Origin of the sequence: Oceanobacillus sp. FSL K6-2867 (genome assembly GCF_037963145.1) — a bacterium.
GTDB lineage: Bacteria > Bacillota > Bacilli > Bacillales > Amphibacillaceae > Oceanobacillus.
In genome coordinates this window covers 1-20,441 of sequence record NZ_CP150144.1, presented here as the reverse complement: position 1 = coordinate 20,441, position 20,441 = coordinate 1, and the positions used below count along the sequence as shown (strand labels likewise).

Below are 20,441 nucleotides of genomic sequence, written 5' to 3'. Positions count from 1 at the left end.
ACAGATTCAAAAATTTACGGGCTGTTTACCTCTGCATATTTACATATTTTGGTTCCCTTACGCTTAAAAGCGGGGGTATTTATTGCCCGTTAATGCGTATAAAATGGGGGGATAAGAATGAAGGAGCGAATAAGAAAAAGCCTTGAAACATTAAGTAAAAAACATAGCTGGCTAATGATATTATTGCCGGTGGTTTTATTAGGTTTCATTTTCTTTTTTATAACGCTGAACAATGTTCAAACAGAAATTTATGATATTGAACGATTTAGTAATGCAAATGAGACGATTCGTTCTCCTATTACAATTGAAAATGAACAAGAAACGGAACGAAAAACAAGAGAAACGGTTCAATCTGTTCAAGATAGATATAGTATATCTAATGAAGTTACGATGGAGCAGGTTAGCTTTGTTGAGGAAATATTTGATGGCATCTTAAAATTAGAAGAAGAAAGTAAAGGTAAACGCAATGAAAAGAAAACAGCTGCGCCTCTTACAGATCAAGAAAAAGTAATCCAGTTAAAGCAAGTTTTATCGGATGAAATAAGCAGCTCTGTGAAAGATGGTACATTGCTACACCTTTTACAATTCAGCGAAGATGAGCTGAATACGGGAAAAGAAATACTAGCAGAAGCGATTGAGGAAACGTTAAACAATGGTGTCCGTACAGAGAATTTAGAAACAGCAAAAGCAAACGTGAATCAGCATATAGAATATGCGGACATAGAAGAAACCTTGAGGGAGCCATTAATGGAGCTTACCGATTTTGCTGTGGTGGAGAATTCCTTTTTTGATGTGGAAAAAACCTCAGAAGCTAGAAAAGAGGCCGCAAGCAGTGTTGATCCAGCTATAATTCGTGCTGGTGAAGTAATTGTCAGAGAAGGACAAACAATAACAAATGAAATATATGAAAAGCTTGATCTTGTCGGATTGTTAGACGAGCAAAGTAACATTTATCCAGTGATTGGTCTGGCGTTGCTTATTGTGATGATTTGTGGATTTATTGCTATTGAGATGTATCATTTATCTAAGCAAAACAAATGGAACTTTGCAAAAGTGCTTGCAATCTTTTTTATTAGCATTATTGTCGTTGCCTTGTTGAAGATTATTAGTATCTATACAACACAATCCAATCAGCTTTTTTTCGTTACACCAATTGCTACAGGTGTTATCCTAATTAAAATGTTAGTCAATGAGAGATTAGCTATTGTGTTATCTATACTTTATGCTATTTTAGGAAGTGTTATTTTTAATGGACAAATAGCAGGATCTTTAAATGTAGAAGCTGGGATTTACTTTCTTGTCAGTCAATTAGCTGGTATTATCTTTTTAATGAATGTTAAGGACCGACTTACCATATTAAAGACAGGGCTAGGCGTAGCACTTGTCAATATTGTTACTGTATTACTATTCTTATTTCTTTCCTTTGAAAAATATTCCTGGTTTGATCTATTTGTACATACAAGCTTTGGGCTTGCATCTGCGATTTTGGCGACTGTATTAGCTATCGGCTTGCTTCCATTTTTTGAAACAATACTTGGGATACTTTCAGATATAAAATTACTTCAGCTTTCTAGTCCAAATCAACCGCTTTTGAAAAAGCTGCTAACAGAATCGCCAGGAACTTACCATCATTCTGTCATGGTAGCAAATATTAGTGAAACAGCATGTGAAGCAATTGGTGCAAATGGACTGTTGGCCAGAGTTGGAGCTTATTATCATGACTTAGGTAAAACCGTGCAGCCGCATTATTTTATAGAAAATCAATTATCTGTTCGCAATCCACATGACTTTCTTGATCCGAAAAAAAGTGCAGAAATTATTATTCGGCACCCATACGATGGAGCAAATCTGCTGGAAGAACATAAAATGCCAAAAGAAATTATTGATATTGCAAAACAGCATCACGGCACATCATTATTGAAATTTTTCTATTACAAAGAGAAGGACATCAATCCAGATGTTGAAGAATCCATATTCAGATATCCGGGACCGAAGCCGCAGACGAAAGAAGCTGCCATTATTTGCATTTGTGACTCGGTTGAAGCAGCAGTCCGCTCTTTGAAAGAACCTACAACTGAGAAAATTGAAGAGATTGTAGCTTCCATTGTAAAAAGCCGGCTCGCTGATGGACAATTGGATGAAAGTCCTTTAACATTAAAGGAGTTACATGTTATTCATCGAACAATTATTGAATCATTAAAAGGGATTTTTCATTCTAGAATTCAATATCCATCGAAGGAGGGAAATTAAATGCACATTGATTTTCATGATGAAACAAATTCAGTATCTAGTGACTATGTTGATTTACTAGAACGTCTACTTCAATTTGCAGCTGACAAAGAAGGGATCTCTAAAGAGGCAGAGATGTCTGTTAACTTCGTTGATAATAAAGAGATTCAAGAGCTTAATCGTAATTATCGCGGCAAGGATGCACCGACAGATGTTATTTCTTTTGCGATGCAGGAATCGGTTGATGGTGAGCTCGAAATTGTTGGTGAGGATATGCCTCTGACACTCGGGGATATTGTTATTTCCGTAGATAAGGCAAAGGAACAGGCAATTGAATATGAACATTCCGGCGAAAGAGAGCTTGCCTTTTTGACAGTTCATGGTTTCTTGCATTTGTTAGGATATGACCATATGAATAAAACTGACGAAGAGAAAATGTTCAAAAGGCAAGAAGAAATTCTAGGTGATTTCGGAATTGAGAGATAAGAAACGAAAAATAGGATTTAATTATGCATGGAATGGGATTAAAGAGATTGCAAAAACAGAGCGCAACTTTAGGATACACTTGTTTGCAACAATATTAACAGCTTCTGCAGGGTTTGTATTTAAGCTGACAATGACTGAATGGGCGATTATTGTTCTTACAATTGGATTGGTTCTAATGGCGGAGGTGACAAATACCGCTATCGAGAAGCTGATTGACTATTTAAAGCCGGAAATACATCCAACAGCTAAAATAATCAAAGATATTGCAGCCGGAGCTGTATTCATTACTGCCATTATTGCTGCGATTATCGGCTTGCTTATTTTTCTGCCCAAATTGTATATTTTTTTCTAAAAGTCCTTTTAATGAGGGCTTTTTTATTTGTTTTGCTCTATAATAAATCGGGTATATCTAGCTATAAGCTACATATTTTTGGGTTCCATCTTTGCTTTTGGAAATTATTGTGGTACTTTAGGTGAAAAGATAATCTTTTTAAAGCTTTTGTCGATTAAATGAAAGCTTGCATTATTTGTAGTATTATAATGTAAAGAATCACATATTAAAGAAATCGTCGCGGAGGATACAGCATGGAAACAAATCAACAATTTAAATCAGGATTTATTACAATAATTGGTAGACCAAACGTTGGTAAATCAACATTTATGAACCGAGTTATCGGTCAGAAGATTGCTATTATGAGTGATAAGGCGCAAACAACCAGAAATAAAATTCAAGGTGTACTTACAACAGATGATGCTCAGCTCATCTTTATCGATACACCTGGTATTCATAAGCCGAAACACCGACTGGGCGATTTCATGGTAAACATGGCAGAGAGTACACTAAATGAAGTGGATGCTGTTTTGTTTATGATCAATGCAAAGGAAGGATATGGGAAAGGCGATCAGTATATTCTCGATCGACTTCAAAAGGTAAATAGTCCAATCTACTTGGTCGTAAACAAGATAGATTTAATTCATCCGGATGATTTGCTTTTACTGATCGACCAATATAAAGATAAATGTAAATTTGAAGAAATTATACCAATTTCTGCACTGGAAGGAAATAACGTAAGCCATTTAATTGAAGTATTAAAAAGCCATTTACCAGTAGGCCCGCAATACTATCCGAAAGATCAAGTAACTGACCATCCTGAACGCTTTATTATTTCTGAGCTTATTCGGGAGAAGGTTCTGCATTTAACCAAAGAGGAAGTACCACATTCAATTGCAGTTGCAATCGAAAATATTGAAAAGCGTGAACAGGAGAAGGTGCTTGTTCAAGCAACTATAATTACCGAAAGAAGCACCCAAAAAGGTATTCTAATTGGAAAACAAGGGAGCATGCTGAAAAATATTGGAAAAAATGCCAGGAAGGATATTGAAGCATTGCTCGGCTCAAAAGTATACCTGGAGCTTTGGGTTAAGGTTAAAAAAGACTGGAGAAATAAACAAAGCCAATTGCATGAATTTGGTTATCGAAGAGATGAGTATTAAACCTGGTAATTTTTAATACTAATGAATTTCAGCTGAAGTGCCACTCTAAATAGTAAGTTACATTTTCATTAAATATTAAAGAAAGGTGGGGTTTCTTGTGATCGAACTAACTTGGAAAATCTTTAGTCAGACAGGAAACATTGAAACCTATTTATTATTAAAAGAATTGGAAAATGCAACATCGCAACAAGAGTTTGGACGGACTGAAACAGAAACAACACTGGATGCAAAGTTATAATATTACTAAATGCCGTAAAGGCTTGAAACTAAAGGAATGGTTGTGTGAGTATTTTTGCTTGCAGAACCATTCCATCAATAATCTATAGAAAAGCATGCATCTTCAAAAGAGGAGATGGAATAATTGCTTATATGGTTCTTGTACAAGAAAAAGGGTGAGGCTGTGTGCTAGAGAAAATAGATGGAGTTATCATCAAAACAAGAGATTATGGAGAAACCCATAAACTTGTTACGATCCTTAGTAAAAACATTGGAAAATTCACAGCGCTTGCTAAGGGAGCTAAAAAACCAAAAAGCAGGATGGCTGCTGTAATACAGCCATTTATTCGTGCTCAATTATTTGTATATGTGAATCAGGGCTTGAGTACAATCCAGCAAGGAGAAATCATTGATTCCTATCGTCCAATTCGGGAAGATATTGTCAAAACAGCTTATGCAGCTTATATGACGGAGCTTACGGATAAATTGCTTGATGAAAAAAGGCCAGACCCATATTTATTTGATCAGTTTGTGCAGACTATGACTTGGATTTCAGAAAAAGAAGAAGCAGAAATACCGTTAATGATGTATGAGTTAAAGCTATTTGAAAAAGGAGGATTTGCTCCTGCTGTTGATCGTTGTACGAATTGCGGGAATCGACAAATGCCATTTGCCTTTTCAATTGCTGAAGGTGGAATGCTTTGTACGCGCTGCAGGTATCTGGATGGAGAAGCAATTGGACTTCCAGATGCAATCGCTAAATTACTCCTCATGTTTTCATCCGTTGGTTTAGAACGTATAGGTACGATTTCCATTAAGCCAGAAAATAAAGAGCTTCTTAGAAATATATTAAATGCTTATTATGATCAATATGGGGGCTTTTATTTAAAAACAAGAAAATTTCTATCCCAGCTAGATAAATTAATGTAGCTAACGATTGACAGAATGAAAAGGATAAAGTATGATTTTTACATATTTCAATATTAAATAATGATTTGCGACGATGGAGAAGAGTACCAGTTCCAATACTATTTAAAGCGAGTCCAGGTCAGTGAAAGCTGGATAATTAGGTGGCTGTGAAAGGAACTCCTGAGCAAAATGAATAAAGTGGCTCTTATATCAATTGTTCAAACAGGCTGTTGAAGAGGATGAATTGAATTTCTCGGTCTTTCAATATTCCTTTTGAACAGGCAATTACATAGAGCAAATAGGGTGGAACCGCGGTAAAAGCCGTCCCTATGTCTATCACCATGTAGACATAGGGACGGCTTTTTTTACGTTCTATAATTAATGTATATGGAGGGATTTTTGAATGAATATCCAGGAAATGATTTTAACGTTGCAAAAGCACTGGTCAGATCAAAATTGTATCTTGATGCAAGCATATGATACGGAAAAAGGAGCAGGAACGATGTCACCAATGACATTGTTACGCAGTCTTGGTCCAGAGCCATGGAATGTTGCATATGTTGAGCCGTCAAGAAGACCAGCAGATGGGCGATATGGAGAAAACCCAAATCGTTTGTATCAGCATCATCAGTTTCAGGTGATTATGAAACCATCACCGGCTAATATACAGCAGCTTTATTTAGATTCTTTGGTTAAGCTTGGTATTAATCCGCTTGAACACGATATTCGTTTTGTGGAGGATAACTGGGAAAATCCCACATTAGGTGCTGCAGGGCTTGGCTGGGAGGTTTGGCTTGATGGGATGGAAATAACCCAGTTCACATATTTCCAGCAAATTGGCGGACTTGAAGCAAGTCCAGTAACCGTGGAAATAACTTATGGAATTGAACGTCTTGCTTCCTACATTCAAGATAAGGAAAATGTATTTGATTTAGAATGGAATAACGGTGTAACGGTTCGTGATATCTTTTATCAGCCGGAGTTCGAGCATTCCCAATATACGTTTGAAGAATCTGATACTGAAATGCTATTCCAGTTGTTTTCCATGTATGAGAAAGAAGCAGAGAGTACGATGAATAAAGGGCTTGTATTTCCTGCTTATGATTATGTTTTAAAATGTTCACATACCTTTAACTTACTTGACGCCAAAGGTGTGATATCTGTGACTGAACGGACTGGCTATATCTCACGAATCCGCAATTTAGCGCGCAGTATTGCTAAAACATATGTTGCAGAACGTGAAAAACTTGGATTTCCAATGCTTGAAAAGGAGGAAAATTAAATGGCAAGAGATGTTTTATTTGAAATCGGACTAGAAGAGCTGCCTGCACGATTTATCGATGATGCGGAACAGCAACTATTAACAAAAACAGAAGCATGGTTAAAGGATCTGCGAATTCCATTCGATTCGATCACTACATTTGCGACACCAAGACGTTTAGCTGTCTATATTCACGAAATGGAAGATTTTCAAACGACTATTGAGGAAGAAGCAAAAGGACCAGCAGAAAAAATTGCTAAAGATGAAAATGGCGATTGGACAAAAGCGGCTACTGGTTTTACAAGAGGTCAAGGGAAAACACCTGAAGATATTTATATGAAAGAGATCAAAGGTATTTCCTATATTTTTGTGAAAAAGCATATTGAGGGAAAGTCCGTCCAAGAATTGCTTCCTGGCTTTAAAACGATACTTGAATCGATTCAATTTGGCAAAAATATGCGTTGGGCAAAAGAAACGCTTCGCTATGCTCGCCCAATCCGCTGGCTTGTTGCATTGTTCGGAAGCGAGATTATCCCATTCGAAATCACAAGTGTACAAACAAGTAATAAAACATACGGTCATCGTTTCCTGGGAAACGAGATTCATTTAGATAATCCTTCTGAATACGAATCTTCCTTGCTCGAAAATTACGTAGTTGTGAATCCTAAAAAACGTGAGGAAATGATTATTGAGGGAATTAAAACACTGGAAGAGGTTAATAATCTGTTAATTCCAGTTGATTCTGATCTGCTGAATGAAGTAAAGAACCTTGTTGAGTATCCAACTGTATTCATGGGCGCTTTTGAGGAAGGTTTTCTGAAATTGCCATCAGAGGTTTTAATTACTTCTATGAAAGAGCATCAGCGTTATTTTCCTGTAACATCAACCGACGGCCAATTATTAGCACGGTTTGTTGGGGTTCGAAATGGTGATGTACATGAGCTGGCGACTGTTATCCGAGGAAATGAAAAAGTACTTCGTGCACGTTTAGCAGATGCAGAGTTTTTCCTGGAAGAAGATCTTAAACAATCCATTGGCTTTTATCAGGAAAAATTAGAACGTGTAGTATTCCAGAAAGATTTAGGTACGATTCATGATAAAGTGAATCGCGTGGTTCATATAGCTGAAAAAATAACTGATTTAATTGGGTTCGATGAAGCTCAAAAGGATAAAGTGGTAAGAGCAGCAACGATAAGTAAGTTTGATTTAATGACAAATATGGTGAATGAATTTACGGAGCTTCAAGGTATCATCGGTGAGAAATACGCACATCATTTTGGTGAGGATCAGGATGTGGCTGCAGCAATACGCGAACATTATTTACCAAAGCAGGCAAATGGAGAGCTTCCTGAAACGCTAATTGGTTCGGTTGTTAGTGTTGCAGATAAGCTGGATACGATTGTTGGCTGTATCTCGGTAGGTTTAGTTCCCTCCGGATCACAGGATCCATATGGACTTCGCAGACAAGCAGCAGGTGTACTGCGGATTCTTGCCGAAAGAAAATGGGGAATTTCGCTGGAGAAGATGCTGGAGATTGTCAGTGCTTTATATCAAACATTAGATATTGAATTGGAAAACCAAGAAAAAGTAGCGGCGGAGCTTAAAGAATTCTTCCAGCTTCGCGCATCGTACTTGCTTAAGGAATTACATGTTGAACAAGACGTAATTAATGCGGTTATTCATCGTGCAATAGGGAATTTTGATTATACTATTGCTAAAGCAAAACAATTATCTGACAAGCGAAATGAGGAAAGCTTTAAACACATCCAAGAGGCTCTAGTACGTGTACTAAATCTATCTAATAAAGCAGACGAAGCAAATGTGCGTCCAGAATTATTTCAAACGGAATCTGAAACAGCATTGTTTACACAATATAATTTGGTTCATGGCGATTTTGAAACGTACAGCGAGCGGAAAGATGCGATTAAAGCATTAGCGTGCTTGGAAAAATTAGCGGATCCAATCCATGCGTTCTTTGACAATAATATGGTAATGGCAGATGATGAGGATATACGTATAAATCGTCTAGCATTAATTAATAAACTCTCTATGTTAATTAACGAATATGCTGACTTAAGATTAATTGAATGGAAACAGCATTTCTAAGCACAAAAGCCAAGCGACAGGGCTAGACATATGGACTGTGCCCTGAATTTTTGGGTGTTGTTCTTGCCGAACATTCTTACCTAGGAGATAAATGGTGGAATACGGCGATTGCAAGGGGGTTATGCCCGCTTTCATCACATGGGTATATGTGCGGCTAGATCTCATTTCTTAGCCAGTCGGCAAGCCTTGCTAGTCACTGAAGCTGGGCGTAATCAAAAGTATAACGTACTTTCCCTTTTTGCTATATAATATAAAGTAATAGTATGACATATTGTTTTCGGGTGGTGAAAAGGTGGAATTATCTAAAAGACAGGAACAAATCATTGAAATAGTTAAAGGAAACGGTCCAATTACAGGGGAACATATTGCAGACCGATTACATTTGACTCGCGCTACATTAAGACCAGATTTAGCAATCTTAACCATGGCGGGATACTTAGATGCCCGCCCGCGTGTTGGTTATTTTTATACGGGGAAAACTGGTTCAGAATTACTTACAGAGAAAATCAAAAAGTTTAAGGTACAAGAATTTCTGCAGGTCCCAATCGTTGTGAAAGAAAGTGTGTCCGTATATGATGCTATATCGGCCATGTTTCTTGAAGATGTAGGAACATTATTTGTTGTAGATGATAACTCCTGTTTAACTGGAGTTCTATCCCGCAAAGACTTGTTACGTGCAAGTATTGGTCAGCAGAATTTAACTGCTGTGCCTGTACATATCATCATGACACGGATGCCCAATATTGCCGTATGTCGAAAAGATGATCTGCTAATTGATGCTGCCCAAAAACTGATCACAAGACAAATCGATGGCTTACCAGTTGTAAAAGATACGGATAACGGGCTTGAGGTCGTTGGCAGAGTAACAAAGACGACAATGACAAAAGTATTAGTTGAGCTAACGATAGGTGACCATGTGTAAGAAATCTACGAAAGGGATGGAGGAGAGTTATCGAAATGAATACTCAACCAATTGTTTTTGTACTATCTGACTCTGTGGGGGAAACTGCTGAATTGGTAGTTAAAGCAGGGCTAAGTCAATTTTCAAGTGGAGATTACAAAATACAACGTGTGCCGTATGTGGAGGATAAAGAAACAATTGATGAATTCCTGCAAATCGCAAAAGAAAAAAGAGGAATGATTGGCTTTACACTTGTAGATCCTGAATTACGAAATTATTTGAATCAGCGATCAATAGAAATGAAGATCGAAGCAGTTGATATTATGGGACCAGTGCTTAATGCAATGGAACGCGTATTTAATAAAAGCCCACGAAAAGAGGCAGGATTGATACATAAACTTGATGAGGATTATTTTAAGAAAATAGAAGCAATTGAATTTGCCGTGAAATATGATGACGGCAGGGACTCTCGTGGCATTGCTCGTGCAGATATTATTTTAATTGGTGTTTCTCGTACATCAAAAACCCCATTATCTCAGTATTTAGCACATAAACGAATCAGGGTTGCTAACGTGCCGATTGTTCCCGAGGTCGATCCGCCAGAAGAGTTATTTGAAGTGGATCCTTCAAAATGTATTGGACTTCGGATCACTGCTGATAAATTAAATGGCATACGCAAAGAAAGATTAAAAGCTTTAGGGTTAGGTGATCAAGCAACTTATGCTAACATGGACCGCATTCATCAAGAGCTCGAGTATTTTGATAAAGTAATCAGCAAAATTAAATGTCCCGTAATTGATGTTTCCCATAAAGCAGTTGAAGAAACAGCAAATCTTATTATGCGTATGATTCAAAAATAAAAGAACTGGAATATAGAAAACGTTCTGCCCATTAGACAAGGGCGGAATTTTTTCTTTCTAACGGAAATAGTTCATTTTAATAGATATCTTTTAAAAAATGTATTATAATAAATCTTTGTGTAAACATATACGTGAAAAAGCTATCGTTTGCTGTTATTCTGAAAAATAAAACATTCATCAATAAGAAGGATTTCAAGGTGAATATGTAGAATTACATTATTAAAGATAGCTTAACTATCGTTAAAATCTCTATAGTTTGTTATTCATTAGTTTATATTTTAGCTGCAGGAGGTACAATAGTAATTAAATATGTAGTAGATGGAAATCACCTTCTTAGACTTACCGATCGTAACAGAGGGTAATTTTTTTCGGTTTTTAAGAAAAAAATGTCGAAACATGAAGGATTTTTTTAGTCCGTCGCGAATATTAGTATAGTATGGTGGTTAAATATGGCCAATCAAATACCAGAAGAGGTAATTGAAGAGATTAGAAAGTCCAATGACATTTTAGATGTTGTTGGCGAATATGTACAATTAAAGAAGCAAGGCAGAAACTACGTCGGTTTATGTCCATTCCATGGTGAGAAAACGCCGTCCTTTACAGTAACTCAAGAGAAACAGATTTTCCATTGTTTTGGCTGTGGCAAGGGTGGAAATGCTATAACGTTCATGATGGAAATCGAAAGTTTTTCATTCTACGAAGCATTAAAGTTTCTCGCTGACAGAAGCGAGATTTCACTGCCGGAAAGTGGTATGAATAAAGAGTCATCTATGTCTTTGGAAAGCCAGAATGTATTATCAGCATATGACTGGCTGCGAAAGCTGTATCATCATCTTTTGCGATTTACAAAGGATGGAAAAGAAGGATACCACTACTTAAAAGAAAGAGGAATGGATGACGAGACGATTGAAGCTTTTCATTTAGGCTTTGCACCTAACGCTCAAGACTTCATTGCAGAGTTTCTTGCTAAGAAGGGATTCCAGCAGCAATTATTAATAAAAGCTGGAATTGTTTCCGAGCTCGATAACAATCGGGTTACGGACCGATTTAGAGGAAGAGTGATTTTTCCAATACGAAACCATATTGGAAAAACAGTAGCCTTCGGGGGGCGTTCAATAACAGATGAACAGCCAAAATATTTAAACAGCCCGGAGAGTGAGCTCTTCCAAAAGGGAAAGCTACTATATAATTTCGACCTAGCCAAAAAACATATTCGAAAGCAAAATGAAGTTGTTTTATTCGAAGGGTATATGGATGTCATTTCAGCATATCAGGCTGGAGTGAAAAATGTGGTCGCAACACTCGGCACATCGCTGACTGAACCTCAGGCAAAGCTTTTAAATCGTTATGTTGATACGGTTATTATTTGCTACGATGGGGACAAAGCTGGGCTGGCAGCAACTTATAAGGCAGCGAATTTATTACGAAGTATCGGCTGTGCAATAAAAGTAGCAAACCTTGATGAAGACATGGATCCTGACAGTTTTATAAGAAAGCATGGATCAGAGGCTTTTGTGAATCAAATCATAAAAGCAAGTGATACCTATATGAGTTTCTATATGCGCTACCTTCAAAAAGATTATAATCTAAATTTGGAGGGTGACCGCATATCCTATATAGAAAATGTATTGAAAGAGCTTGCCATGATTGAGAGCCCTATTGAAAGGGAATATTATTTAAAAGAATTGAGCGAAGCACATCAGATTTCTATTGAAACTTTATCTGCCGAAATGCATGGCTATAGGCAAAAACAAGTAAAGCTTGAGGATAACCAGAGAAAGAACAGATATACTAATAACACAGTAATCAAGCAACGTAGTAATAAGCTTCTGCCTGCGTTTTATAACGCAGAAAAAAAATTAATAGCATATATGTTGCAGAATTCTCATATTACAGAGAGGGTGCAACATGAATTAGGTGCAAGATTTAATGTTGATGATTATAAAATTATTGCGACCTATTTATATGCATTTTATGAAGAGGGCCATCCGCCTGATATCAGCTTATTTATTGAGAAGCTGCATGATGACCGATTGAAACAGGTTGTAACAGAGATTGCGCTGACTCCTATAAGGGAAGAAATTAGTGACAGGGAAATTAATGATTATGTGCGAATCATACAAAATCAATCAAATGATTCTGTCAATATCAAATCACTGAAAGAGCAGCAAAAGGTTGCTGTGCAACAGAATGATCCCTTAAAAGCAGCTCAAATAGCGATGCAAATTATTGAGCTTCAAAAACAATTGAAAAATACAAATTAATTATCTAATTAGTCTAGAAGGAGGGGGACTCATGACCGACAAGAAGCCTTCGCAAACAAAGGAAACTGAAATGACGCTTGAGCAAGCAAAGGAAAAGCTTGTTGAAATGGGTAAAAAACGCGGTACGTTAGCCTATGAAGAGGTGGCAGACCGTTTATCCAACTTTGATATTGAATCCGATCAAATGGATGAATTTTATGAGCACCTGGAAGAACAAGGTGTAGAAGTAATTGGCGAATCTGATGAAGACCCGAATATGCAGGAAATCGCGAAAGAAGAGGAATTTAATTTAAACGATTTAAGTGTTCCTTTAGGGATTAAAATAAATGACCCTGTTCGTATGTATTTAAAGGAAATCGGAAGAGTCAACCTATTATCAGCAGCAGAAGAAATTGAACTCGCATCAAGAATTGAAGAAGGCGATGAAGAAGCAAAACGCCGCTTGGCAGAAGCGAATTTACGTCTGGTTGTTAGTATTGCAAAGCGCTATGTTGGCCGCGGTATGCTCTTCCTTGATTTAATCCAGGAAGGCAACATGGGTCTTATTAAGGCCGTTGAGAAATTTGACTACCGTAAAGGGTTCAAATTTAGTACCTATGCAACTTGGTGGATAAGACAAGCGATTACACGGGCTATCGCTGACCAAGCCAGAACAATTCGTATTCCTGTTCATATGGTTGAAACGATCAATAAACTAATTCGCGTTCAGCGATCATTATTGCAGGACCTAGGTCGTGAGCCTACACCAGAAGAAATTGGTGAAGAAATGGAACTCAGCCCGGATAAGGTTCGTGACATTTTAAAAATCGCGCAAGAGCCTGTTTCACTTGAGACTCCTATTGGGGAAGAGGATGACTCTCACTTAGGTGATTTTATTGAGGACCAGGAAGCTGTTTCTCCATCAGACCATGCTGCATATGAGTTATTGAAAGAACAGCTTGAAGACGTGCTGGATACATTAACTGATAGAGAAGAAAATGTATTGCGTCTTCGTTTCGGTCTGGACGACGGACGTACAAGAACACTTGAAGAAGTTGGTAAAGTTTTTGGCGTAACGAGAGAACGTATCCGCCAAATCGAAGCAAAGGCACTTAGAAAATTAAGGCATCCAAGTCGCAGCAAGCGATTAAAAGACTTTTTGGATTGATAGGTATGGTCATTGTTCACAATGAGTGTGAATAATGACTATCCTGGCTTCCCCAGATTATCCACCCTCTATAGAGGTGATATTTATTGGCGTCGGAACGAATCGCTATTATTGTAAAAGAAATTAGGTATTGGAAAGAGCACCGCTTGCTCCCCGAAACCTATTGTGACTATCTCCTTGCACTTTACACAAATGGAGAAGCGCACTCGGAAGAAGTGGATAACAAAGTCAAAACAAGACAATGGACGATAATAAATGTAATTCATTTATTATTAGCATTGCTCATGGTACCGTTTTCACTTCTTGTTTTATATTTTACTGAATTTGATTCCTTTTTGCAACTCGTTATTTTACTGTTATTTTTCAGTTACTTAATTTAGATTGCGAATTATTTTCGTAAAAGAGGTTATCCTTATTTATATGTACCTCTCATTTCAGGGTTACTAGTACTGCTGCTATTTACTACATTTATTTCGAAACTTATCTTGGAAAGCAATTTATTGCAAATTTTAGTTTTAATGGGTAATTTTATATATTGGCTTTTAGTAAGTAAGAAGCGAAAGATTAAATTCCTGCAGGTTATTAGTATTTTAGCGATGGTGTTTACATTGCTGTATGCTGGTTTTACAAATTTATAACTTATTCCTTTAAAAATAACCAATTTTCGAGTAAACTATATAATGTATGTATAAATATATTGGGGAGTACATAAGGAGGAACTACAAATGAGAAGAAACCCAGTTGTACCGTATGCAATTATTGCAATTTTAGGGGTACTAACAGTAGTAATTATTTCATTTGTCGGCTTGAATCAGCGTGCAGACATTCAAGTTGCTGAAGAGGGCGGATCTGAACAAACAGAAGAATCACAAGAAGGGGAAACAACAGGCGGAGACCCTGAGGCAGTTTTTCAGGCAAACTGCGCGGCTTGTCATGGTGGGGACTTATCCGGTGGAATGGGACCTGCTTTAACAACTGTGGGATCCACTCACTCTGCTGATGAGATTGCAGATATCATTCAAAATGGTACCGGTTCAATGCCAGCGCAATCCCAAGTTGCTGGTGAAGAGCTAACTGCCCTTTCTGAATGGCTTAGTGAACAAAAATAATGAATGAGTAAGATGAAGTCTAAGCTTTCTGCTAAAACAGAAAGCTTTTCTTTTTTACATAGGAATTTGCTTTTAGAAATATCACTCTAGGTAGATTCAAATTCTAGAGGTGTTTAAACATCCTCTAAAAGGAGAATACGATGATAAATACATTAAAACTATCAGAACGTTTAAAGAAAGTTTCCTCATTTCTTCCTGAAGGAGCTTATTTTGCTGATATTGGTTCCGACCATGCTTATTTGCCGTGCTATGTATGCTTACGTGATCAAAAAGCAAAAGCTGTAGCAGGCGAAGTCAATATAGGCCCATTTAATAGTGCAAAATCAACAGTAGATGCCTACCAACTTTCCAACCGCATTGATGTAAGACTTGGCAATGGGTTAGAGGTGCTGAATGGCGATACAGATATCAATCAGGTTGTAATAGCAGGGATGGGAGGTTCCTTAATCAGAACCATTTTAGAGGAAGGAAAATCAAAATTATCAAATGTTGAGCGAATTATTGCCCAGCCTAATGTGGATGAACGTAATGTTCGCAGATGGCTTTTAAGGGAAGGGTTTACTGTGACAGATGAAACAATTTTGGAAGAAAACGGACATCGCTATGAAATAATTGTTGCAGATCATGAAGGAAATCAAGAACTTATAAATCCTTATACTGAAAGTCAATTAGAAAAACAATTGCTGTTTGGGCCTATACTGTTGCGGAATAAAACAGATATATTTTACGAAAAATGGCGCTCGGAATATAAGAAGCTAGCTAGGATTGTTGGTCAAATGAAAGAAGCCAGCAATGTCGACCACGAGAAAATTGAGCGATTTGAGAGAGAATTATTATGGATTAAGGAGGAAATTACCGGATGAAAAATAACGTGACAAATTCAGAAATTTTTCAGCTTATAGAACAATGGGCCCCAAAGCAATTAGCCTATGAATGGGATAACGTTGGATTACAAATTGGTTCCTATCATAATCCTGTAACCAAAATTCTTATTACACTCGACGTAATGGAAAATGTTGTCGACGAAGCAATTGAAAAAGGCGCCAATTTGATTATTGCACATCATCCATTCTTGTTTAAATCCATAAAACAAGTTAATATAGACACACCGCAGGGAAGAGTTATTCGGAAATTGCTAGAAAATAATATATCTGTTTATGCTGCACATACCAATTTGGATATTGCTGCTGGTGGTGTCAACGATATGTTAGCTGATACACTTGAAATCGAAGGAAATGACATAATTGTAGAGACAGACAGAGAAAAGCTGTACAAAGTAGTCGTATATGTGCCAGAAACACATATTGATGAAGTTAGAGAAGCATTCGGTGAAAATGGTGCTGGACATATTGGTAATTATAGCCATTGTACATTTCAGTCCAGGGGACAGGGGACTTTTAAACCGCTAGATGGCAGCCAGCCATTTATTGGGACAAAAAATGAATTGGAATTCGTAAACGAAGTGAAGATGGAAACGATTGTCCCGGGTGCAATCTTGCATAAAGTAATAACCGCAATGATTGCTGCTCATCCGTATGAAGAGGTGGCATATGATATTTTTATGCTGCAAAATGAAGGAAAGCGTTTTGGAATTGGAAAAATTGGTACCCTAAGGGAAAAAACAGACCTAAATAACTTTTGTGAACGTGTGAAAAAAGCACTTGATGTCCCGGCACTTCGTGTGACTGGTGATCTGAATAAAAAGGTTCAAAAAGTAGCTGTTCTTGGCGGTAGTGGTGAAAAGTATATACATCACGCAAAGAAAAAAGGAGCAGATGTTTATGTTACTGGAGACATGACTTTCCATATGGCGCAGGAAGCCTGTCTTATGGGCCTTGCAGTTATCGATGCTGGCCATTATATTGAAAAAATAATGAAGCAATTTACGGCAGCATATTTAAAGGAACAATTGGATAAAGAAAATATAGACATTCTTGTCTCTGAATCGAATACAGATCCTTTTCAGTTTGTGTAAATTAGAAAAGACAAAAGGAGTATTGCATCTATGAAAACAAATAACTTTGAGCCCTTCGCTTTCGAGCCTTCGCTAATACGTGCTATTGATAAGCTGGGATTTAAGCACCCTACAGAAATACAAAACAAGGTAATACCTGCTATCCTGCAAGGAGAAAGCGTAATTGGTCAGTCGCGCACAGGGTCTGGGAAGACACATGCCTATTTACTTCCGCTTTTTAACCGCATAGTTACGAATAAACGAGAAGTTCAGTTTGTGATAACAGCTCCTACACGAGAACTGGCAACACAGATTTACAACGAGGTCAAAACAATTATTGACTATGCAGAAAAAGAAGGCACATGGGTTGCGAAGCTATTAGTAGGTGGAACTGATAAACAGAAAATGGCAGAGAAATTAAAAACACCTCCACATATCATCGTCGGTACACCGGGTAGAATTCTTGACCTTGTAAAAGATGAAGCAATTTCAATTTACACAGCGACTTCTTTTGTGATTGATGAAGCAGATTTAATGCTTGACCTTGGTTTCATTGAAGACGTAGATCAATTATTGATCCGCTCGCAAAAAGATATTCAATTAATGGTATTTTCAGCAACGATTCCGCAACGTCTGCAGCATTTCTTCAAAAAATATTTGGAAAATCCGTTGTACGTTAAAATTGATGAGCATTTTTCTCCTGAAACAATGGAACATCGTTTAATTGCTCGTAAGCATCGCAGCGAGGCAGATATTATATTTGAAATCTCAGAAGCAATACAGCCATATTTGGCAATTGTTTTTACAAATGGAAAAAAACAAGCAAATGAACTAGCTGAATCATTGCAGGAAAGAGGATTAGACGTCGGTTTAATTCATGGCGGACTAACACCCAGAGAACGTAAACGGGTGTTGAAGGATATTCAAAATTTACGCTATCAATATGTCGTTGCAACAGATTTGGCTGCAAGAGGAATTGATATCAAAGGAGTCAGTCATGTTATTAACGCCCAAATACCTAAGGAAGAAGAATTTTACATTCATCGAGTAGGCCGAACAGCAAGAGCTGGAATGGAAGGTACAGCAATCAGCATCTATAATGAAGCAGATTTGCCTTTAGTAGAAAAGCTTGAACAAAAAGGGCTGAGCTTCTCCTATGTCGAAGTGAAAAATGGAGAATGGAAGGAAGCAAAGTCTTGGAATGAACGGCACTTACGTACTAAAACAACCACAAATATTGAAAAAGAGGCGTGGAAGCAAGTTCCTAAAGCGAAAAAGGTAAAACCGGGCTATAAGAAAAAAATGAAAAAACAGCAGGAGTCCATTAAACGTAAATTATCAAAGCGTACTAAATATAAGAAATAGACTTTTTAGGAATAGGGAGAGGTGCAGCAAGTGGTGAAAATTGGATCGCATGTATCAATGAGCGGGAAAAAAATGTTGTTAGGTTCGAGTGAAGAAGCTCTAGCATATGGAGCAAATACTTTTATGATTTATACCGGTGCACCACAAAACACGAGAAGAAAGCCAATTGAGGAATTAAATATTATGGCGGGTCGTGAGCATATGGAGCAGCATGGCATGTCGGATATCGTTGTACACGCACCGTATATCATTAATATTGGGAATGCGATAAAGCCTGCTACATTTGAACTTGGTGTCAATTTCCTGCGTAATGAAATTGACCGTACCGCAGCTATCGGAGCAAATCAAATTGTGCTTCACCCCGGAGCACATGTAGGTGAAGGATCAGAAACAGGAATAAAAAAGATTATTGAAGGACTAAATGAAGTTCTTGAAAAGGACAGTTCAGTCCAAATCGCATTAGAAACTATGGCTGGAAAAGGATCCGAAGTTGGACGCACCTTTGATGAATTAGCAAAAATAATTGATGGTGTCACACATAATGAAAATTTATCCATCTGTATGGATACATGTCATATTCATGATGCAGGCTATGATATTGTAAACGACTTTGATGGTGTCTTAAATGAATTTGATAAAATTATTGGGGTAGACCGAATTAAAGTTGTTCATGTAAATGATAGTAAAAATGAACGTGGTGCCCATAAAGATCGGCATGAGAATATTGGGTTCGGCCATATTGGGTTTAAAGCATTACATTATGTTGTTCACCATCCACAATTAACGGCGTTGCCAAAAATTCTTGAAACACCATATGTAGGAACAGATAAAAAGGACAAAAAGGCGCCATATAAGCTGGAAATCGAAATGATTCGCGATGGCTCATTTGTAGAGGATTTAAAAGAAAAGATTATGAATTCATAATAAAGAAGAGGAATAGTACTCAGCTATTCCTCTTCTTTATTATTGAAAAAGATGTTCTAATCCATAAGATTGAACTAATGAATATAATAATTGCTCAGCTTTGCTGGCTGTTTGGTCGTCTGTTATAGCTGCTAAATGACTAAACATTTGTTGCCGTGCTTTTCGATTAAATGGATCAAGCGTATTATTGCGTAAGTATAATGCGATTTGTTGTGCTTGCGCTTCAGTTAATCGGAACCCATATTGTTGACTATAGTGTAAAAGCTCATCTGTTTTAATATTTTTTAATTTGTTTTTTATCATTTCCTTAATAAAAATTGACATACACTCATCCTCCTCATTATCTACATCTTATTTTATGCCCAGGTGTTTAATTGGTGAATTTAAATCATACACCTCTTAGAATACCTCGAATTCTTTAAAGGAATTCTTAATAAGTCCTTATAGTATGCGGAGTGTCGGCTTATGGTCAGATGCCCTAAGCTGCCAATAAATAACACATTTATAAAATGGATCTTTCCATAAACTATAATTGCACCTCATTAATGGATAAGGAGGTCTTGAAGATATGGATGAAATGAATAGACGTACAGATAGAACGACACCGGCTCCTAATCATGGAGAACATACCGAAGAAAAGGATTTTATCGGCATTGAATCAGATAGTTTAAGAAATGAGGAATTTGCTGCTGAGTTAACTGCAGATGACTACGAAATTGAATCCGATGACCGTAGCATGGAAGGTGCAACAACAGTTTACGGATGGATCGGTATAGCACTTTCTGTAATATCCTTTTTCATGTGGCCAGTAGTTCTGGGTATCGCTGGTATCATTTTCGGTTTTGTATCTAGAAGCCGTGGAGCGGATACGCTAGGAAATATCGCGATAGCAGCTGGAGCAGTATCCATTTTAATCACACTTTTTATATTACCATTCTTTTAACAAAACGTATGGGGCTGATTTTTTCAGCCTCTTTTTTATTTTTTATTTTTCCTTATGAATTAATACCGTTAATCAACTCTCCACATATTTCAGAGCGAATATAAACTTTGAACTAACTACTGAGGTATAAATAAGCCCGACCGTCCAGGATCGCTTCGGGCGGATGCGCATCTTAGGGCAAGGCCTCCAACCTCTACGGAAGGAAATCACTTCCTACGAGTCTTCAGACACGTGCTGTTCTTGCTGGAGTCACCGCCCTACGCTCGCCCGGAT

20 protein-coding genes are annotated in these 20,441 nt (G+C 37.4%); 19 read left to right on the top strand and 1 reads right to left on the bottom strand.

The annotated features are described in order from the left end of the window. Window positions 1-117: 117 nt before the first annotated feature. From NSQ77_RS00100 to NSQ77_RS00015, 18 genes are all read left to right on the top strand, one after another. Window positions 118-2,250 (top strand): HD family phosphohydrolase, encoded by a 2,133-nt coding sequence (locus NSQ77_RS00100; RefSeq protein ID WP_339228160.1) that lies wholly within the window; start codon window positions 118-120, stop codon window positions 2,248-2,250. Beyond that, window positions 2,251-2,715, top strand: coding sequence for an rRNA maturation RNase YbeY (ybeY, locus tag NSQ77_RS00095; protein ID WP_339228159.1), 465 nt, complete (start codon window positions 2,251-2,253; stop codon window positions 2,713-2,715). Next, window positions 2,705-3,067, top strand: a complete 363-nt coding sequence (locus NSQ77_RS00090; RefSeq protein ID WP_339228158.1) for a diacylglycerol kinase family protein — start codon at window positions 2,705-2,707, stop codon at window positions 3,065-3,067. Before ybeY ends, NSQ77_RS00090 begins: the two co-directional genes overlap by 11 nt. A gap of 233 nt (window positions 3,068-3,300) precedes the next feature. Further along, the gene (gene era, locus NSQ77_RS00085) at window positions 3,301-4,209 is read left to right on the top strand and encodes a GTPase Era (RefSeq protein WP_339228157.1); all 909 of its coding nucleotides are present in this window, start codon (window positions 3,301-3,303) and stop codon (window positions 4,207-4,209) included. A 97-nt stretch (window positions 4,210-4,306) separates the two neighbouring features. After that, the gene (locus NSQ77_RS00080; protein ID WP_339228155.1) at window positions 4,307-4,447 is read left to right on the top strand and encodes a YqzL family protein; all 141 of its coding nucleotides are present in this window, start codon (window positions 4,307-4,309) and stop codon (window positions 4,445-4,447) included. Window positions 4,448-4,611: 164 nt separating this feature from the next. Continuing rightward, on the top strand, window positions 4,612-5,355 hold the full coding sequence (gene recO / locus NSQ77_RS00075; protein WP_339228154.1) for a DNA repair protein RecO: 744 nt from the start codon (window positions 4,612-4,614) through the stop codon (window positions 5,353-5,355). Window positions 5,356-5,737: 382 nt separating this feature from the next. Continuing rightward, entirely contained in the window at window positions 5,738-6,616 is an 879-nt protein-coding gene (glyQ, locus tag NSQ77_RS00070; RefSeq protein ID WP_339228153.1) for a glycine--tRNA ligase subunit alpha, read from the top strand. Then, window positions 6,617-8,701, top strand: a complete 2,085-nt coding sequence (gene glyS / locus NSQ77_RS00065) for a glycine--tRNA ligase subunit beta (RefSeq protein ID WP_339228152.1) — start codon at window positions 6,617-6,619, stop codon at window positions 8,699-8,701. It begins immediately after the preceding gene. A 292-nt stretch (window positions 8,702-8,993) separates the two neighbouring features. Continuing rightward, a complete protein-coding gene (locus NSQ77_RS00060) occupies window positions 8,994-9,623 on the top strand; it encodes a helix-turn-helix transcriptional regulator (protein WP_339228151.1) in 630 nt (209 codons plus the stop codon). Between the two features lie 35 nt (window positions 9,624-9,658). After that, window positions 9,659-10,462, top strand: a complete 804-nt coding sequence (locus NSQ77_RS00055) for a pyruvate, water dikinase regulatory protein (RefSeq protein ID WP_339228150.1) — start codon at window positions 9,659-9,661, stop codon at window positions 10,460-10,462. A gap of 449 nt (window positions 10,463-10,911) precedes the next feature. Further along, a complete protein-coding gene (gene dnaG, locus NSQ77_RS00050; RefSeq protein ID WP_339228149.1) occupies window positions 10,912-12,726 on the top strand; it encodes a DNA primase in 1,815 nt (604 codons plus the stop codon). A gap of 31 nt (window positions 12,727-12,757) precedes the next feature. Continuing rightward, a complete protein-coding gene (gene rpoD, locus NSQ77_RS00045; RefSeq protein ID WP_339228148.1) occupies window positions 12,758-13,873 on the top strand; it encodes an RNA polymerase sigma factor RpoD in 1,116 nt (371 codons plus the stop codon). A gap of 86 nt (window positions 13,874-13,959) precedes the next feature. After that, on the top strand, window positions 13,960-14,253 hold the full coding sequence (locus NSQ77_RS00040; protein WP_339228146.1) for a hypothetical protein: 294 nt from the start codon (window positions 13,960-13,962) through the stop codon (window positions 14,251-14,253). Window positions 14,254-14,598: 345 nt separating this feature from the next. After that, window positions 14,599-14,982 (top strand): cytochrome c550, encoded by a 384-nt coding sequence (gene cccA / locus NSQ77_RS00035; RefSeq protein ID WP_339228145.1) that lies wholly within the window; start codon window positions 14,599-14,601, stop codon window positions 14,980-14,982. A 140-nt stretch (window positions 14,983-15,122) separates the two neighbouring features. Next, window positions 15,123-15,845, top strand: a complete 723-nt coding sequence (locus tag NSQ77_RS00030; RefSeq protein WP_339228144.1) for a tRNA (adenine(22)-N(1))-methyltransferase TrmK — start codon at window positions 15,123-15,125, stop codon at window positions 15,843-15,845. After that, window positions 15,842-16,957: a Nif3-like dinuclear metal center hexameric protein gene (locus NSQ77_RS00025; RefSeq protein ID WP_339228143.1), complete on the top strand. Its 1,116-nt coding sequence runs from the start codon at window positions 15,842-15,844 to the stop codon at window positions 16,955-16,957. The genes NSQ77_RS00030 and NSQ77_RS00025 overlap by 4 nt, the downstream gene beginning before the upstream one ends. Before the next feature lie 30 nt (window positions 16,958-16,987). Continuing rightward, window positions 16,988-18,301, top strand: coding sequence for a DEAD/DEAH box helicase (locus NSQ77_RS00020; protein WP_339228141.1), 1,314 nt, complete (start codon window positions 16,988-16,990; stop codon window positions 18,299-18,301). 30 nt (window positions 18,302-18,331) lie between these two features. Then, the gene (locus NSQ77_RS00015; protein ID WP_339228140.1) at window positions 18,332-19,225 is read left to right on the top strand and encodes a deoxyribonuclease IV; all 894 of its coding nucleotides are present in this window, start codon (window positions 18,332-18,334) and stop codon (window positions 19,223-19,225) included. A gap of 39 nt (window positions 19,226-19,264) precedes the next feature. Here the strand turns inward: NSQ77_RS00015 and NSQ77_RS00010 are convergent, their stop codons facing one another. Next, complete coding sequence (locus tag NSQ77_RS00010) at window positions 19,265-19,549, bottom strand: DUF2624 family protein (protein WP_339228139.1); 285 nt, start codon at window positions 19,547-19,549, stop codon at window positions 19,265-19,267. Between the two features lie 244 nt (window positions 19,550-19,793). Between NSQ77_RS00010 and NSQ77_RS00005 the strand changes: the two genes are divergently transcribed. Then, the gene (locus NSQ77_RS00005; RefSeq protein WP_339228138.1) at window positions 19,794-20,168 is read left to right on the top strand and encodes a hypothetical protein; all 375 of its coding nucleotides are present in this window, start codon (window positions 19,794-19,796) and stop codon (window positions 20,166-20,168) included. The last annotated feature ends 273 nt before the right edge of the window (window positions 20,169-20,441 follow it).

What these genes read in the sequence shown, in the direction of transcription:
- NSQ77_RS00025 (WP_339228143.1), top strand. Translation starts at nt 15,842, where the DNA reads ATGAAAAATAACGTGACAAATTCAGAAATTTTTCAGCTTATAGAACAA.
- dnaG (WP_339228149.1), top strand. Translation starts at nt 10,912, where the DNA reads ATGGCCAATCAAATACCAGAAGAGGTAATTGAAGAGATTAGAAAGTCC.
- NSQ77_RS00005 (WP_339228138.1), top strand. Translation starts at nt 19,794, where the DNA reads ATGGATGAAATGAATAGACGTACAGATAGAACGACACCGGCTCCTAAT.
- glyS (WP_339228152.1), top strand. Translation starts at nt 6,617, where the DNA reads ATGGCAAGAGATGTTTTATTTGAAATCGGACTAGAAGAGCTGCCTGCA.
- rpoD (WP_339228148.1), top strand. Translation starts at nt 12,758, where the DNA reads ATGACCGACAAGAAGCCTTCGCAAACAAAGGAAACTGAAATGACGCTT.
- NSQ77_RS00100 (WP_339228160.1), top strand. Translation starts at nt 118, where the DNA reads ATGAAGGAGCGAATAAGAAAAAGCCTTGAAACATTAAGTAAAAAACAT.
- NSQ77_RS00030 (WP_339228144.1), top strand. Translation starts at nt 15,123, where the DNA reads ATGATAAATACATTAAAACTATCAGAACGTTTAAAGAAAGTTTCCTCA.
- glyQ (WP_339228153.1), top strand. Translation starts at nt 5,738, where the DNA reads ATGAATATCCAGGAAATGATTTTAACGTTGCAAAAGCACTGGTCAGAT.
- cccA (WP_339228145.1), top strand. Translation starts at nt 14,599, where the DNA reads ATGAGAAGAAACCCAGTTGTACCGTATGCAATTATTGCAATTTTAGGG.
- NSQ77_RS00010 (WP_339228139.1), bottom strand. Translation starts at nt 19,549, where the DNA reads ATGTCAATTTTTATTAAGGAAATGATAAAAAACAAATTAAAAAATATT.
- NSQ77_RS00020 (WP_339228141.1), top strand. Translation starts at nt 16,988, where the DNA reads ATGAAAACAAATAACTTTGAGCCCTTCGCTTTCGAGCCTTCGCTAATA.
- ybeY (WP_339228159.1), top strand. Translation starts at nt 2,251, where the DNA reads ATGCACATTGATTTTCATGATGAAACAAATTCAGTATCTAGTGACTAT.
- NSQ77_RS00055 (WP_339228150.1), top strand. Translation starts at nt 9,659, where the DNA reads ATGAATACTCAACCAATTGTTTTTGTACTATCTGACTCTGTGGGGGAA.
- era (WP_339228157.1), top strand. Translation starts at nt 3,301, where the DNA reads ATGGAAACAAATCAACAATTTAAATCAGGATTTATTACAATAATTGGT.